This window comes from Kitasatospora sp. NPDC089797 (assembly GCF_040684795.1).
Classification (GTDB): Bacteria; Actinomycetota; Actinomycetes; order Streptomycetales; family Streptomycetaceae; genus Kitasatospora.
Window position 1 is genome coordinate 60,384 of record NZ_JBFBGS010000001.1, and the last position, 14,678, is coordinate 75,061.

Annotated in this window: 13 protein-coding genes and 1 pseudogene; 5 read left to right on the forward strand and 9 right to left on the reverse strand. The window is 70.9% G+C overall.

Features of this window, described 5'->3' with window-relative positions:
- Window positions 1-13: 13 nt before the first annotated feature.
- The 3 genes and pseudogenes from AB0O91_RS00305 to AB0O91_RS00315 all read right to left on the reverse strand — a co-directional run.
- Window positions 14-244, reverse strand: a pseudogene (locus tag AB0O91_RS00305) (transposase); the annotation flags it as partial.
- Window positions 245-463: 219 nt separating this feature from the next.
- Window positions 464-1,669: a hypothetical protein gene (locus tag AB0O91_RS00310; RefSeq protein ID WP_363426670.1), complete on the reverse strand. Its 1,206-nt coding sequence runs from the start codon at window positions 1,667-1,669 to the stop codon at window positions 464-466.
- A gap of 54 nt (window positions 1,670-1,723) precedes the next feature.
- Window positions 1,724-2,824: a polyprenyl synthetase family protein gene (locus AB0O91_RS00315; protein WP_363426672.1), complete on the reverse strand. Its 1,101-nt coding sequence runs from the start codon at window positions 2,822-2,824 to the stop codon at window positions 1,724-1,726.
- Window positions 2,825-3,123: 299 nt separating this feature from the next.
- On the opposite strand from AB0O91_RS00315, the gene AB0O91_RS00320 reads away from it, so the two are divergent.
- Genes AB0O91_RS00320 through AB0O91_RS00330 form a run of 3 tightly spaced genes read left to right on the forward strand, consistent with a single transcriptional unit; the run spans window position 3,124 to window position 4,051 of the window.
- Window positions 3,124-3,453, forward strand: coding sequence for a hypothetical protein (locus AB0O91_RS00320; protein WP_363426673.1), 330 nt, complete (start codon window positions 3,124-3,126; stop codon window positions 3,451-3,453).
- Window positions 3,450-3,722 carry a hypothetical protein gene (locus AB0O91_RS00325; RefSeq protein WP_363426675.1) on the forward strand — a complete coding sequence of 91 codons (273 nt, stop codon included), beginning with the start codon at window positions 3,450-3,452 and terminating at the stop codon, window positions 3,720-3,722. Before AB0O91_RS00320 ends, AB0O91_RS00325 begins: the two co-directional genes overlap by 4 nt.
- A 53-nt stretch (window positions 3,723-3,775) precedes the next feature.
- On the forward strand, window positions 3,776-4,051 hold the full coding sequence (locus AB0O91_RS00330) for a hypothetical protein (protein WP_363426676.1): 276 nt from the start codon (window positions 3,776-3,778) through the stop codon (window positions 4,049-4,051).
- Between the two features lie 589 nt (window positions 4,052-4,640).
- On the opposite strand, the gene AB0O91_RS00335 is transcribed toward AB0O91_RS00330, so the two are convergent.
- From AB0O91_RS00335 to AB0O91_RS00345, 3 genes are all read right to left on the reverse strand, one after another.
- Window positions 4,641-5,300 carry a DUF1963 domain-containing protein gene (locus AB0O91_RS00335; protein WP_363426677.1) on the reverse strand — a complete coding sequence of 220 codons (660 nt, stop codon included), beginning with the start codon at window positions 5,298-5,300 and terminating at the stop codon, window positions 4,641-4,643.
- 92 nt (window positions 5,301-5,392) lie between these two features.
- Window positions 5,393-6,010 carry an HNH endonuclease family protein gene (locus AB0O91_RS00340; protein ID WP_363426679.1) on the reverse strand — a complete coding sequence of 206 codons (618 nt, stop codon included), beginning with the start codon at window positions 6,008-6,010 and terminating at the stop codon, window positions 5,393-5,395.
- Window positions 6,011-6,543: 533 nt separating this feature from the next.
- The gene (locus AB0O91_RS00345) at window positions 6,544-7,176 is read right to left on the reverse strand and encodes an HNH endonuclease family protein (protein WP_363426680.1); all 633 of its coding nucleotides are present in this window, start codon (window positions 7,174-7,176) and stop codon (window positions 6,544-6,546) included.
- Window positions 7,177-8,791: 1,615 nt separating this feature from the next.
- Here AB0O91_RS00345 and AB0O91_RS00350 point away from each other — a divergent pair.
- Window positions 8,792-9,184: a hypothetical protein gene (locus AB0O91_RS00350; protein WP_363426681.1), complete on the forward strand. Its 393-nt coding sequence runs from the start codon at window positions 8,792-8,794 to the stop codon at window positions 9,182-9,184.
- Window positions 9,181-10,839, forward strand: a complete 1,659-nt coding sequence (locus AB0O91_RS00355; protein WP_363426682.1) for a hypothetical protein — start codon at window positions 9,181-9,183, stop codon at window positions 10,837-10,839. Before AB0O91_RS00350 ends, AB0O91_RS00355 begins: the two co-directional genes overlap by 4 nt.
- A 10-nt stretch (window positions 10,840-10,849) precedes the next feature.
- Here the strand turns inward: AB0O91_RS00355 and AB0O91_RS00360 are convergent, their stop codons facing one another.
- The 3 genes from AB0O91_RS00360 to AB0O91_RS00370 are packed head-to-tail and all read right to left on the reverse strand — an operon-like array spanning window position 10,850 to window position 14,677.
- On the reverse strand, window positions 10,850-11,437 hold the full coding sequence (locus AB0O91_RS00360) for a DUF4913 domain-containing protein (protein WP_363426684.1): 588 nt from the start codon (window positions 11,435-11,437) through the stop codon (window positions 10,850-10,852).
- The gene (locus AB0O91_RS00365; protein WP_363426685.1) at window positions 11,430-13,166 is read right to left on the reverse strand and encodes a TraM recognition domain-containing protein; all 1,737 of its coding nucleotides are present in this window, start codon (window positions 13,164-13,166) and stop codon (window positions 11,430-11,432) included. Before AB0O91_RS00365 ends, AB0O91_RS00360 begins: the two co-directional genes overlap by 8 nt.
- Window positions 13,163-14,677, reverse strand: a complete 1,515-nt coding sequence (locus AB0O91_RS00370; protein WP_363426687.1) for an ATP-binding protein — start codon at window positions 14,675-14,677, stop codon at window positions 13,163-13,165. Before AB0O91_RS00370 ends, AB0O91_RS00365 begins: the two co-directional genes overlap by 4 nt.
- Window position 14,678 lies beyond the last annotated feature (1 nt).

Below are 14,678 nucleotides of genomic sequence, written 5' to 3' on the forward strand. Positions count from 1 at the left end.
TCTCAATGGATTGTCAGGCTGCCTGCCCAGTCGGTGGGGCGGTGCTGAACAGCCGGTCGTCGCGCCGCAGAAGCGCCCAGAGCACATCGACCTGCGCCGACATGTAGAAGGCCCGCCGTAGGCGACGGCTGTACCGCTTCGGTCGGTGGAAGTTGCCGGTGCGGCGCCCGGAGTCGCGTGGGACGGGTACGGGCCCGGCTGCCGAGGCCAGACGCCCCGCGTCCGCGTAGGCGGAGAGCTCGCCGGCGGCGTGGAGGGGCGCGGGGCCGCCTCGTGCCCGAACCGGCACCGGACGGTGTGGCGCTGGTCGGTGCCCAGCCAGACCGGTTCCATGACGGTGCCGCCGAGCTCCGCCACGCGTGCCCGGAACGCCGCCTCGGCCCGCAGTGAAGCCGCAGGCCGGGGCCGCGGCTTCTCCTCGCCAGGCTCGGGAAGCAGTGAATCCGACATTTCAGTCATACCGTCATGTAGGCATGCTGGTCGGGCAGGCAGGCTGCGCCGAGGGGCGCCGTTCTTGCTGTGCCGAAGCGCCGTAGTTGTCACCGGGCGCGCCGCGGGGCCAGGAGGAATGTGCGCGGTGAGGCGGGGAGGTTGTCACCGTCTCGGCACGGTAGTTGTCACCTGCGGGCGATACGCAGCCGTTGTGTCGCCGGCCGGGGGGTGGCGGGGGTCCTGTGCCGGTGGTTGCGGGTGCGTCCTCGTAGCCGGTGGAGATGGCGAGGGTGGTGGCCTGGTGGTCGTAGCGGGCGGTGCCCTTGGTGATCCAGTCGTAGTTGCCGCGGGCGAGGTGGCGCATCGCCTGGACGTAGGTGTCGGCGGCGGTGCGCTCGGCCGGGTCGAGCTTGAGGTCGTCGTAGTGGGCGGGCAGCAGGTCGGTGAGGTGGAGGAAGCGTTCGCTGGCGTGGCGGACCATGGCCTGGGTGTCGGCGATGGCTTGGGCGCGGGTGCGGCCAGCGGCTTCGAGGACCAGCACCAGGTTGTCGACTTCGCCCCGGCTCTGTTCCCGTTCGACGGCGAAGACGTCGTTCGGCAGGACGGCGATCTTGGTGACTTCTTCGAGGAAGGCGCGGGCGCACGGCGTGCTCAGGAACCGTTCCGGGGCGTGCCAGTGCTCGACGCGTTCGGCGACGGCGAAGGCCACGGGCAGGCCGGTGGTGATGCGCCGTCGCTGGAGGTACTGCTCGACGGTCGGCAGCGTGCGGTGGATGCGGTGGTCGAGGTAGGCGGCGAAGATCGCGGCGTGCTCGTGCAGGATGCGCTGTCGCCAGAGCGGCGGCATGCCGGCGCGCAGCCGCCGCCACAGGCTGCACCAGGCGGCTCCCACCGGTGTGGCGGGCCGGGATGGGTGGTCGTTCTCGAACAGAGTGAGCAGGTCGCGGCAGACGGCGGCGGCGGTCTGGGCCCGCGCTTGGTCGGTGCTGCCGACCAGGTCGTTGGCGAGGCTGAGAAGGCCCATGTGGTCGGCGGCGAGGTTGAGGTCCTCCCCGCGGGCCCGGGGGTAGATGTGCGCGGCGCAGGTTCCCAGGCGCATGGCCGCGAAGTAGCGTGCCTGCCGCGGGGGCAGCAGGTGCTGGGTGAGCGCCCACTGCACGAGGTGGGCGTCCGCTGCCGCGGCGTCGGGGCTGACGGCGCCGGGGAAGGGGACGTAGAACTCGACGTTGTTCGGCATGGGTCCTTCGGCCTTCAGGTGGGATCGGCGCGGGGGCGGGGCGTTCTTTGCAGGTCAGGGGCCGGGGGCGGTCTGGTGGCTGGTGTGCGGGGGCGGGGTGGTCCCGTCGCCGACGGGCTGGTCCGCGAACTGGTCGGCGTAGGCGCACATCAGGTCCGCCAGGCGCCGGTCCTGGACCGCGCGGCGCACGCAGGCGCGGGCCCGTTCGAGGTGGTGGGCGATCTGCCGCTCGGCCCAGTCGCGCCCGCCGCACCGGTCGACCAGGCCCGCGATGTGGCCGAGCTCGTCCTGCCGTGGTGGGCGGGGCCGGCGGTAGTACGCGGCGAGCTCGTTCCGCGCGGGGTGGCCGGACTCCAGCGCGGCGCACACGACGCTCGTCCTCTTCCGTGCCCTGAGGTCGTCCCGGCGGGGCTCGCGGTCCCCTGCGACGGGCCCGAAGACGTCCAGGACGTCGTCGCGCAGCTGCATGACCCTGCCCAGGTGCCAGCCGAGGTCCCGCATCAGCTCCACACGTTCGGGGCGCACTTCGCCCTGGAGCGCGCCGGCCTCGCAGCACGCGGCCACCCAGTGGGAGCTCTTTCCGTCGACGACCTCCAGCGCCTGCTGCAGGGGGACGTCGTCCTGCCGCTGGTGGCGGACCTCCAGGGCCTGGGCGCGAAAGGCCCCGTACATCGCGCCGAACAGTATGCGCCTGACCTCGGCGCCGGCGGGGGATGCGTGCTCGGCCAGCTCGGCGAGGGCCGTCATCAGCAGGGCATCGGCGGCCAGCACGGCCGTCGCGGTGCCGAAGGCCTTCCAGACGCTCGCACGGCCGCGCCGTGCCGCGTCCTGGTCGATGACGTCGTCGCTGATGAAGGCGTAGGCGTGGATGAGGGCGCACGCGGTGGCCACCGGCCGCGCCGCCCGCCAGGATCCGCCCTCGACGCCGGCGCAGAGGAGGACGAGCGCGACCGCCCGGAACCCTGGGCCGCGGTAGGCGACGTCCCGGCCTGCCTCGTCGGCCCATCCGAAGTAGTACGCGCACGGGGTGTGAAGCGGAGGGGGGATCCGGCCGACCAGGTCCCGTACCCCGGGCAGGAGCAGGTCCCGAGCGGCCGAGGCGACCTGATCCGGCGTGGTGAGGAGTGAAAGATCCAGTTCGATGCTTTCCGACATACGAGTCTTCCGCTTGCCGCTCGCCATGCTTGGCCGGACGGGCACGGTCCGCCGTGCCGCCTGCCCTCTGCCCCGCTCCACCCCGGCGACACGCTGAGAACCGTCAAACCACCCAGCCGAGCGATTCGCTCTCCGGTGGCGGTGCAGAGTCGTCAGAGGCCTTCCCAGCCACCATGCAGATTCGATCTTGGTGACAGATTGCGTGCCGATGTGACGCCTATCGCGCTTCGGCACAGCTGCTCAAGCGCAAGCCCTGACTCCTCACGGAAAAGGAACGCTTGTTCGATTAAGCTGGGAGTGTGACCAGCGCAGTCCCCTTCTCCCGCCCACGCCCCGAACACCCGGAGCGCCGGCCCGGCGATGCCGAGCGGGCGCCCCGGACGTTGATGTCGGGCCCCGGCCGGTGCTGGACCACCGAGCCGCGCTGGCGCTGGGCGGAGATCCGCCTCGGCGGCCGGTGGAGGCCGTGCCGGATCGAGAACTGGCGCCTGCACCAGGGCTCCACCACCTGGGTGGCCCTGGTGAGGTGGGGCCCCGGCTTCGACGACTGGGGCTGGTACCTCCACCACCCCGAGACGATCCGCCGCACCCAGCGGCCCATCGACCCCGACGGCCCGACGAGCTGGTGAACACCGACACCGAGGGCGCGGCCTCCGACCTCGCCGACGCCCTCGAAGCCTTCGCCCGGGTCGCTGGTCCCGACAGCGGCGCCGACTTCTGGCTGGCCATCGGCACCCCGTACGGTATCGAACAGCGAACCGTCCACCTCCCCGCCGGTGTCGCCGACTGGATCACCGAGCTGCTGCGGGAGGAAACCCAGGCACTGGAATCCGGCGGCCGGAACGCCGACAGGGTGGGCGACGACCGGGCCGCCGACGTCGAACCGGCCTGGTGGTGACCGAGCCCCCCGGACCGCCCACGCTGTCGGTGCGGGCTGGGAGGCTGACCACCATGGACGACGACGAGGTGCTGCTGCGGGGCCGGGTGTACGGGACGGACGACGGCGCCCCCGATTCCCGCCCGCTGCCCGGCCGCTCCTACCGGGAGCTGGTCGGTGGCCCGCTCGACGGCCTGCTTCTGGACGTCACCGGCTGGGACGCCGGGCAGTTGTCCGGCGGCGCGGCGCTGATGACTGAGCTCGGTCGCTACGGTGGCGGCGGGCGGGCGCACTACGGGCCCCGGGCCGGTGACCCGCGCTGCTGGGACTGGGCGGGCGACACCCCTTGACCTGACGCCACCCGGGTCAGCCCGGGCGGCGCCGCGGTGCCTGTTCGCGGATTCTGGAGGTGCCGGTTCGCGCTCGGCCCCCCGAGCGGGCGCGGATCGGCGGTCCGGGAGGGGTCAGTGCCAGACGGCCTCGATGTGCTGCGTCAGGTACGTCAGCAGGCTGAGGAGCACTCCGGCGTTGGCGCTCGACAGCATGGAGCCGCGCATCCGGCCGGGATCGCGTCAGGCCGGTCGTCGCGGCGCCTTCGGGGAGTGCCGGGTCGCCCTGTTGGTGTGTGGAGCCGGACGATGCCGTCGGCGTGAAGTGCGGGTGGACATGATGGATCCCCTCCTGGGTGCGGGTGGCTGGACGGACGGCCGTACACGACGGAGGTGCTCCAGTGTGCGCGGTGCCCCGGGCAGTGGCCGGGGCGGGTCCGTGGCACCGGACGGTAGGGGAGCGAGGGCGCCGGTCAAGCCCGCCCGGAGGCCGGGTCCAACCCGGCGATCCGCCGGCCGGGACGCCGAGGAATCGGCGGAACCTGCACCGTCCTGGCGGCCGGTCAACCCCTGGTGGCCTGCGGGAGGCGTCCGGCCCGGTGGCCGGGGGTCAGCACTGCCAGAGCAGGACGGCGTGGGCGCAGGGCCGGCAGGTGAAGGCGTAGGCGCAGCCGCCTCCGCCGAAGTTGAGGTTGTCGGGGTGGGGGCCTTCCTCGAGCTGGACCGTGAGCGGCATGGGGTTGGCGCACCCGGGACAGGTGGGTGTCTCGTCGCCCTGGATCCAGGCGGGTGTCCCGCCGAGCTGGCCGAGGACCAGGGCCTCCGGGTTCCCGGTCCTGGCCGCCCACGCTTCGCGGGCCCGGTCGTAGTCGGCGCCGTCTTCCTGGACGGTGGTGACGGTACGGACGGTGCCGAGGGCGAGCACCGACTCGTCGGCGCCGTCGTCGAGGTGGGGGAGGGGGAGCGGCTGGAGGCCGTCGGCGGGGAGGAGGAGGGCGCGGTTGCCGCCGGCGTCCGGGTCCCAGTCCTCGCACGTGCCGGGGTCGTTCTGGCAGATGAAGAGCGCGAGGACGCCGCTGCCCGGGCCTGCGGGGCCGCCGGTGCGGTCTGCCGCGTCGGCGAGGAGGATCTGGGCGAGGAACTGCATCGGGCCGCCGCAGGACGCGCAGGCCGGCCACTGGGTGCCGGCCGGGGCGAGCGGCACGCCGCCGGTGCGGGTGATCGGGGCGTCCGGGACGGCGGGGCCGTTGTCGATCATGAGGGTTGCCACGCCCGGACTCTAGGACACCCGGGTGCGGTGGGCGGGCAGCGGCACGGCGCGGTGGCGGCCGCGCGTCGTCGCGCGGCCGCCGGTGCCCGGGGTCAGTCGCAGGTGTTGATCATGTCGGCGAGCTTGGCCTTCTCGGGCTCGGTGACGCTGAGCCCGTAGAGGCTTTTGACGTGCGTCCAGGCGCGGGAGTAGGTGCACCAGAAGTCGACGTTCGGCGGAGCCCACTGGTCGGGGCTCTTCGCGCCCTTGCTGCGGTTGGCGGCGGCGGAGACGGCGATGAGCTGGGGGTGGTCGAGGTCGTTGGCGAAGTTCGTGCGCTTCTTGGTGTCCCAGCTGTCCGCCCCGCTGACCCAGGCGTTGGCCAGCGGGACCATGTGGTCGATGTCCAGCTGGCCGGCGGCGGTGAGGGTCTTGCCGTCGTAGGGCGAGTACCAGGTGCCGGCGATCGCGTTGCACTGCGCGTCCTGGGTGACACCCTCGCCGTCGCGGGCCAGCACGATCTTGCGGGTGTCGCAGTCGCCGTACTGGTGCTTCCAGTGAGGGAACTTCGCCCGGGAGTAGCCGTCCAGGGAGTGCGGGGTTTCGACGATCAGCTTGTCGAGTTCGGCCCGCACGTCGTCGGCCGACGGCGGCTCCGGCAGGACCCGGTGGTGCGCGGCCGGAGCGGCGACCGCGGAGGCCGGCACGGCCGTGGGAACGAGGAAGGCCACGAGGCCGAGAAGGATGATGGCGATACGTCGCCAACGACGAGTTGTGATCATGTCCTATGGATAGCGGCTGCACGTATGCGAACCGAAGGAGCGGACACATCATCTGATGACGCATCACCCGGACGGCGCCATGGAGCCGTACGGCCGTCGTCGACCACGGCCGGGGTGCCGTCGTCGCACCGCCGAGGCTGCTCAGGCGGGCCGGACGAGGCCCGCCGTACGGCCCGAGCCGTACATCGAGTGGTACGACTACTTCATCGTCCGCGGCCCCGCTCCGCAGCGGGCCACCTTGCGCACCACCAGGTCCCCGCTGCCGGCGTCCGGCCCGCCGCCTTCGACGGGCGGCCGGTCTGTGCTGGACCAGATCGCAGATTCCCACGCCGGATTGGCCGGCCCGGGCTTCGTCCGCGGGCACCGGGAGGTCGCAGGGCGTCTGCGCGGGGTGTTCGGCGTCCCGCTGGTCCGGCCCGGCCGTGGTCCGGGTGGGGGGTCGGCCCGTCGGGTGTTCCGGCGGGCCGACCGGGCGCCTGCCGTTACTGGCAGGTGTCGAGCATGGTGGCGAGGGCGTTGACCTCGGCGGTGGTGGTGGTGAGCTGCCAGACGTACTTGACGTGGGTGTAGTCCTCGGCGTAGGTGCACCAGAAGGCGGTGTTCTTGGGCTTCCACTGGTCGGGGCCGCTGTCGCCCTTGCTGGAGTTGGAGGACGAGGAGGCGATGAGGAGCTGGGGGTTGGTCATGTCGTTGCCGAAGGCCTTGCGCTTGGCGTCGCTCCAGGTGTCGGCGCCGGAGCGCCAGGCGTTGGCCAGCGGGACCATGTGGTCGATGGTGGCCTGGGCGACGGCGGTGACGGTGGTGTTGTCGTAGGCGGAGTACCAGGACCCGGAGGCGGGCTGGCAGCCGTTCGGCTGCTCGACGACGTTCTGGCCGTCGCGGGCGAGGACGTCCTGGCGGGTGGTGCAGTGGTCGGGCTGGGTGCTCCAGATGTCGAAAGCGCCCCGGGTGTAGTTGGTCATCGGGTGCGGGGCGGCGACGGTGAGCGCGGCGAGTTCCTGGCGCACGGTCGCCAGTGGCGGAGGCGGCGGCGGGGCGGCAACCGCGCTGCCGGCGAGGGCGACCAGAGTGAGGGCGGCTGCGGGCAGGGCGAGGAGAGCGCGGAAGCGCGTCACGTGGGGTCTCCCGGGGATGGCTGGCGTGGGGTGAGGGAACGTCAGCTATTGACGTGCAGGCTGGTGTCCCCCGCGCGAAGGCCACTGAAACGGGTCATGACAAGGCTAAGTCTGGTGACTACCCCACCGAGGCATCCTGGGGCAGGAGGAGGAGCTCGAGGCGACCTGGCGCGACAGGCTTCTCTGGGGAATGTTGATCGGCATGTCAGGGCAGCAACTTGCTACACCGGTGGCACCATTTGCGAGAAGCACGGTAATCGCTTGCAATGCCTCAAATCTTGAGGGCGGATGAGTGTATATGCGGTTTGTCTCATGGGAGATGATGGGTGAGCACACCTCAGCCCGTGGAGCGGGAGCAGTTTGTCCTTGGCGTACCGCCGGAGAATGATCAGAGTATTTGGGAGCGACTGGCCGAGGAGGATGCTGCTGCGGCTGGTCTTTTAGGGAATTGGGTGGTTGGTGGAGCTGGTAGCTGGATGGCGCGCGCCCAGCCGGAGTCAGGGACGGACGAAGCCCCGAATGTGGAGGTTCCGGTGTGGCAGAAGGACGAGTTGCCCCTCTGGGAGGAGCCGAGGAGCGGTGATCCCGGGCGACACCTGTCGATGACGGACGGGGTCGGGCTGCCCGAGCTCAGGGCGCAGCTCCGGGACGTCGTGGACGCTTGGAAGGAGATCGTGCACGACGGGCACAGCTCGGCAGACGATCTGTGGGCAGCCCTGGAAGCTGATGTCCAGGCATTGCAAGTCCGTTGGCGGCATGGTGCTGCGCGCCCGGGCGCGCCTGCAGCGGGGGAGGGGACAGCAGTCTCCACCACAATGCAGAGTGCGAAGGCCGTCAATGCGGTGCTCCACGACGCCGACCGCCTGCACCCGGCCCTTCGTGGTCTGGAGGAGTGGCGGCACATTCGGACGGTGCGAGAAGCAGTGGGTCGCTTGTGGCGGACTCTTGTGACGAAGGCGGGAGAGTCCGCCCAGCGACTTCTCGGGGACCGACGTGTGTCCGAGTTCCTGCGTGTTGCATCGATCCACGCTTGCGAGCGGATGGCTCAACTGGCATGCCAGGGAGCAGATTCGCTGCGACGCCAACAGGCGGTGCTGCCCACTGCCGAGACCCTGCTCGCCCTCGGCCAGGCAGCGGGTGAATACAGCACGTCAGCCCGGCGCCAGGGCGGCCGCCCCACAGCCGAGGCCTTGCTCACTCCGGGCGCCGCGATTAGAACCATTCCGGCGGCGGTGCCGCCGTCCGTCACCGTCGACGTTCCTGGACTGCGGAGGATGGGCGAGGCGCTGGCACGACCCAACTCGACTGCTGCGCAGCGCCGGAGCGTCTTGCCGACAGCGGCCCAAGCCAAGTCGCCTCGTGGGGTTCCACAGCGGTCGGCTCCCGCTGCCGGTGAGCAACCTCTGTACCTACGGCGCGATGGATCCGCGCTCCGGCAGGGACACAAACCGGGCCAGAGATGAAGCAAGGCAGGTGACATTCGATCGGGTTCACCCCATCCGGTGAATCGTCCCGCTCGAGACCCCGGGTCATCCACAACGCCCTGATCTGTCGTTCCGAGCGGCCACGTGCCGTGGTTGCCTGTCGCAGTACCTGGCTCTACTTGGAGGACCTGATGACGAAGCCGAACTTCGGTACGCCGGACGATGTCGAGCAGGCAGCCGCTGTTCTCCTGAGGGGCACCGCTGCTGCCGCGCACGCGCTCGCCGACCTGGCCGTCCGGGACGACAGGTACGACCAACTGGCCGCCTTCGCTGCCGCTTCCCACGCCACTGAGGCCACCTCGTACCTGCCCTTGCCCGATGGTGATCCTGACGACAGCGGTGTCGAAGCCGGTCACGGTCTGGTCGATCTTCTGGTTTCCCTCGCCGACAGGCTCGACGAACTCGCTCAGAGCTCAGCCGATGTCCGTCAGCTGCGGGACCGCCACATGGCCGCTCTCAACGCCCGGGACGCAGCCGTCGCGCTGCGCAACGCCCTGCCCGTCGAGCAGGGAACGGCCCGATGACGGACGTCACCTGGGGCGACTTCATCACCCTGGCGGCCTCCAGGATGGAGTACGCCTTGTCGGCCCTGGCTCTCGCCGACGAAGAGCACCGGAGCACCGTGGGCCAACACGCCGCTCGCAGTGAGGCGTTGGCGGACGTGTTCCAGGTGCTGCACCGCTACTCCGGTCGGTTCGGACCCCACGCCCCCGACCTGCTCGACATGTCCGAGAGCGACGTCGGCCGCTTGCACAGCAACGTCGAGATCCTCGGGCGGATGTTGCGGGACGAAGCCTTCCACGCTTGGCCCGAGCCCGATCCGGCGGCGTCGCACCTGGTCGAATCCGCGCGCTTCCTGCGCCTCGCCGGCGACCTGCTGGCCAGCCACCACGGTCCGAACGGTGAACCTCGCAGCCCCTACGCGGCGTACCTGGACAGCGCCGGGGTCGCTCGCCACGTCGTCGCGGAGACGGCCGAACTCGCCAGCGTCGCCGGGCGCGTGGCAGTGCGTGTCGGTCAGCTCTGTCCCCCCGATCGTCGGGTGGTCCGCAGCCATGCCGTGGCCCACCGGATCAGGGAGCGCGCGATGCTGATCGAACAGGCGGCGATCGGCATCCACCGACAGCTCCACTCGCCCCGCCCGTCCGTGCCGGCTCCTGGTCTGGCGCACCTGCCTGTCGCAGTCTCGGCTCCGCCGTCCCCGGTCAGACCGGGGGAGCCTCAGGGCGAAGCGCTCCGGGCCACCTGTGCGGGTCTGGAATGGCTGGCCGGCCACACGGCGCAGCTGGCGTCGCAGCGCCTTCCGGAGGCCACCGTCTCCGAACTGTCGATGGCCGCTGACCACTTCGCGGTCGCTCATCTGCTCACAGCCCGCCTGATCGAGCACACCCGCGAGCTGCTGACTCCCGACCCGGTCGCCCGGGATGTCCTCGGCCTGGCGAGCAGGGCGTTGCGGGAGGCGGCGCAGGCCTGGCAGCAGGCCGCGGTCAGCTGGAAGCCGGGACTCGGTAGCGCGCCCGCGACCTCGAACCCCTGGCTCGTCCGTGAGGCGGAGTTCGCCGTGGTCCGGCTCGGCCGCACCCTCTTCTCGCCCGGTTGGACCCGGCGTGACGGCGGACGGCGCAGCGCGAGGGCCGCGCAGGAGATCATCACGGCGCCGAACGACGTGACGCGGCTGCTCGCCGCCGCCCACGCCGTGCCCGCTGCCGGTCAGATCCTCGCCGAACACGTCCCCCGGATCGCCGCGGTGCTGGTCGAGCGAGGAGCACTTCTCAGTTCCGATCTTGCCCACAACCCGCGAGGCGGCGCGCCTTCCGACCAGATCAGGGACGGCTGGACCAGGTGGTACTCGGCGTCGGCCGAGCAGATCCGCCACGTCACGGACGCCTACAACAGCGCCCGCCAGGCATGCGCGGCGGCGCAGACCGCGACCGCCCGAGCGGCTGAGGTGGCTGGTCACCCCGTCGTCCGGGCGGTGCTCGACCTCGACCGGCGGAACACGCTCGGTTTCACCGGTGACCCTGCCCATGACACCCGGCGGGTGAATGCCGCTGCGGCTCGTGCTCGCAGCACGACGACGAGGACGCGCCCGTCGGAGCCGGCCCGGCTGCCCGCGCACCGGGCGGCCGAGCTGTCCCGTGAGGTGGCCGCGCTTCATCCGCGCAGGAAGACCCGGTGATCTCGGCTGGTCAGATGCCGTCCTCGGCGGTGCACCAGGCGCTGGGCGCGCGGCTGGGAAGCCGGTGTTCTACCCGGTGTTCGCCCTTGGTGCAGCCCGCGAACGGGCCGGCCGGTCCGCGAAGTTCCGTCATGCAGGGGCGGTAGTGGTCGCGGTACCACGTGCTCGGGCCCGTGAAGCCGCAGACCGCAGGATCCGTGAGCTCCTGCCAGGCCAGCCACAGCGCGTGCAGGGCACCCACTGCGTCCCAGTGTTCGGTCCAGAGATGGCACCAGCGTGAGTCCGCGGAGGGTTCGCCCAGGCAGCCGGGGACCAGCACGCCCTCGACCCATTCGGCGAGCAGCCGCAGCTCGGCGTGCAGTTTCTCGCCTTCGAGGAGGAAGATGAACGGAGGGTAGTGCCACCCGTCCTCCGTCTCCGGGGGTCGTTGATCGCCCTCCGCTGCGCCCGTGTGAGCGGCTGTCGGTTCTGCGGGGCGATGGGCGAGTGCGGCAACCTCGAGGCGCAGCGCGGCCAGTTCGGCCTTGAGGTCCTCGACGTCCTCGGCCATGGAGACGACATTGAGGGCCGGCAGGTCCGAATGCGTGGGTTCAGCCACGGCGTTGCGCCTTCCGCTCCTGCCAGGCGAGGTTGGCACGTTTGGTGATCGCGGCCTCCTCGCTCCTCATGGCCGGGCCGAGGTGAGTCATGCCCGGCTCCTCGTACCAGGGCCGCAGGGCGATCTGGGCGACGGGCATGCCGGTGGCCAGCAGCAGGGCAGTACCGCGTTTCATAGCACGGATCCGGGCCGGTTCGAGGATCTGCTCGCGGTGTTCGCTGAGAGAGGTGGAACCGCCGTCGCGGCTCTTGGTGAAGGAACCACGGATGATCTCGTGGTTGCCGACCAGGGTGGCGATGTCGTTGACGAAGCGGGGGTCGTCCAGGCCCACCCCGATGATCTTCTTGGTGCTGGCGCCCCAGAGGGCGTTCATACCGGCTTCACCCCAGGCCCTCACACCCTGGGAGTAGCTCTGGAAGATGCTGAACGCGGTGATCCCGCGGGAGCCGAGGTGGCTGTAGAGATCCGGCAGGTCGGCGATGGGACAGATGTTGGCGACTTCGTCGAGGACGGCTCGCATCGGCTCGGGAAGGCGCCCACCGTGGCGTTCTCCTGCCTCGGAGGCCGCGGTGAACACCGAATCGGCGAGGGCGGCGACGACGGCGGAGGCGGCCCCTGCCTTCTTGCTGAGCAGGTAGAGGGTGTCCCGACCGAGGGCGAACTCCTCTGGCTGGAACTGCGGACGGTGTCTGTCCGGAAGCATCCAGGCGAGTACCTTCTCGTCGCGCAGTGCAGAGACAGCGGTACGGGCGTTCTGGTAGATGCCGGACTGGGTCTCCTCGGCGATGCTGATGGAGCTGTCGACCTGTTCGGCGAGGACCTCCTCGTGCTGGTAGAGGATCCGCAGCGGTGCCCGTTCCCTGGGGTCGGCCAGCCACCGGAGGACGTGTCGCACCGTGGCGCCGTCCCACCAGGCGGCGCGGAACATGCCGACCAGCAGGTCGCTGGCCCCCTGGGCCCAGAACGGGTCGGCGGCGTCGCTCTTGACCTGGGCGATGAAGTGCGAGGCGAGCCGCTCGGCCCGGTCGAGGGTCTCGGCCTCGGCGATGATGTCCCACCACCAGGCCCGTTGGACCTGGGCAATGCCCTGGGTGTCGAACGCCCAGGCGTCGCCCGCCCGCCGTCGGGAGGCGAGGGTGGCGGCGTAGACGTCGGGCTTGTTACTGGTCACCAACAAGGCGGCCGGAGCCTCCTCCGCGACGGGGATCGCCAGGGCACTCGACTTGCCCGCACGGGGGGCCATCAACGCGAGGTAGGTGTCCTCGTCGGATCCCCGGAGTTCGACACCTGTCGGGAGGTGGTCGCCGAGCAGCACGCCGCGATCGCGCGGGTCGACATCGCGGAGTTTGACCTGCCGCAGGGAAGCGCGCAGCCGAGTGGCGGTACGGGCGGCCGGTGCGGGGGTGAGATCACGTACCTGGTGCAGCGTGGCGAGGTGGGAGGCGTTGTGGAACCAGCGCAACGCGCTCCACACACTCCGGACGACACCGGCGACGACGGCCAGGTCGCAGACCACGGCGCCGAGGCCACTGGCCGTCGGGGACTGTGCCCAGACGGAGTGCCAGTCGCGCGTCATCTCGAAGACGGTGTACGGGCTGAGGGGAGGGGCATCGGCCTCGACGAGCACGGCGCCGGTGGCCGCCCCGGCCCAGGTGGACGCGGACAGCAGGACAGAACCGCCCACCAGGAGGCCGCCGGCGAGCCACATCCGGTCACTCTCGGTAATCATGGACGATCATCCTCGGACTCGTTCCCGCCGGAGTCGGTGTGGAAGAGCCGACGCTCGGTCGCGGTGAGTTTCATCGCGGCGGCGATGCCGGGCCGGGTACCCAACTTGATGAGGTACTTCCCACGGCCGGGGTGGATCTGTTCAGAGGTGTCGAGGCCGGTACTGGTCGCCGAGGCCCAGGACTCGATCATCATGCGTTCCTGCTCGGTGAGAGCCCTTCTGCCGGAGATGCGGCCGAGTTCCTCGCCAGTGGAACCGCCGATCACCCAGGTGTCGCACCGGTCCATCAGCCCTCTCGCCTTGCTGCGGTCCTCCTCGGTGGGCAGGGACTCGGAGTCGAGGGTCGAGTGCGTGGCGTAGATGCTGATGTCCTCCGTGGTCCGGTTCAGGCGACTGATGCTATCCATGGCGTCGACCAGGCCCGGACCGGCGCGCAGGGCCCGCCACATCTCGTCCATGGGCAGTACGAGTTTGCGGCGCATCAGGCCGAGGCTGCGGGCACTGTCGATGGAGGAGTAGGTGTAGGCCCAGCTGGCGATCATTCCGGCGGAGACGACGTCGTTGCCCCGGGCCCGGAGGGCGCTGATGTCGACCGAGACGGCCGGTGCGCCGAGGTCGATCGGCGACGTGGTCGGTCCGTCGAACATCCCCTTGAGCGGGCCGTCGACCAGGTTGTCCAGGCCCGCCACGATCGAGCGGGTCAGATCGAGGTACGTGTCGCCCTCGGCGGCGAGCTTGGCCCGAAGCGGCTCCGGGGCCTGCCGAAGAACGGCGATCACGTCCGGAACCACGGGATCGGTGCCCGGGACGGCGTCGGCGGCGAGTTGTACGGCGGTGGTGAGCGCGGAGCGCTCGATCTCGTTCGCCTGACGGCCGAGCCCCACCCGCGTTGCCAGCAGGGCACCGAGGGTCTCCAGCCGACGGCCGTTGAGAACGTCGAGAAGGGCACCACGCTCCGCTGTCGGCAGAGAAGGCAGGCGGTGCTTCAGCGGCCCGGAGTCCAACGGGTTGATCCGCTCGGTGCCGGTACCGATCCGCAGCACGCTGCCGCCTAGCTCGCGGACCATCATGGAGTACTCGCCCTTCACATCGGCCGGCACACACGTCATATGGCCGTAGGCGACGTACACCAGGCAGATCCGCTTGATCAGAGCGGACTTGCCGACACCGGGCTGCGCCATGACCCAGACACCCGGGTTGGTGGTGAGTGTTCCGGTCCAGTCGGACGGGTCGACACACACGAGTTCGCCGGTCAGGACATCGGGTCCGACGGGAACCCCGCGCGCCGGCAGGCCCGCACCCAGCAGGAACGGGTCGATCAGCGAGATCTGGCTGGTCGGTCCGGTGTAGACGGTGCCGGTGTCCTCCACCGCCGTGCGGCCACCGAAAGGCCCGCCCCAGCCCCGCCGAGGAGCGTGGATCCCGCGGCTGAACCGCAGCCGCCGGGACCTGCCGTCGGGGACGGTGCCGGCAGTCCACCGTGGGGTCAGCAGTCGGCTCTTGCTCGACATC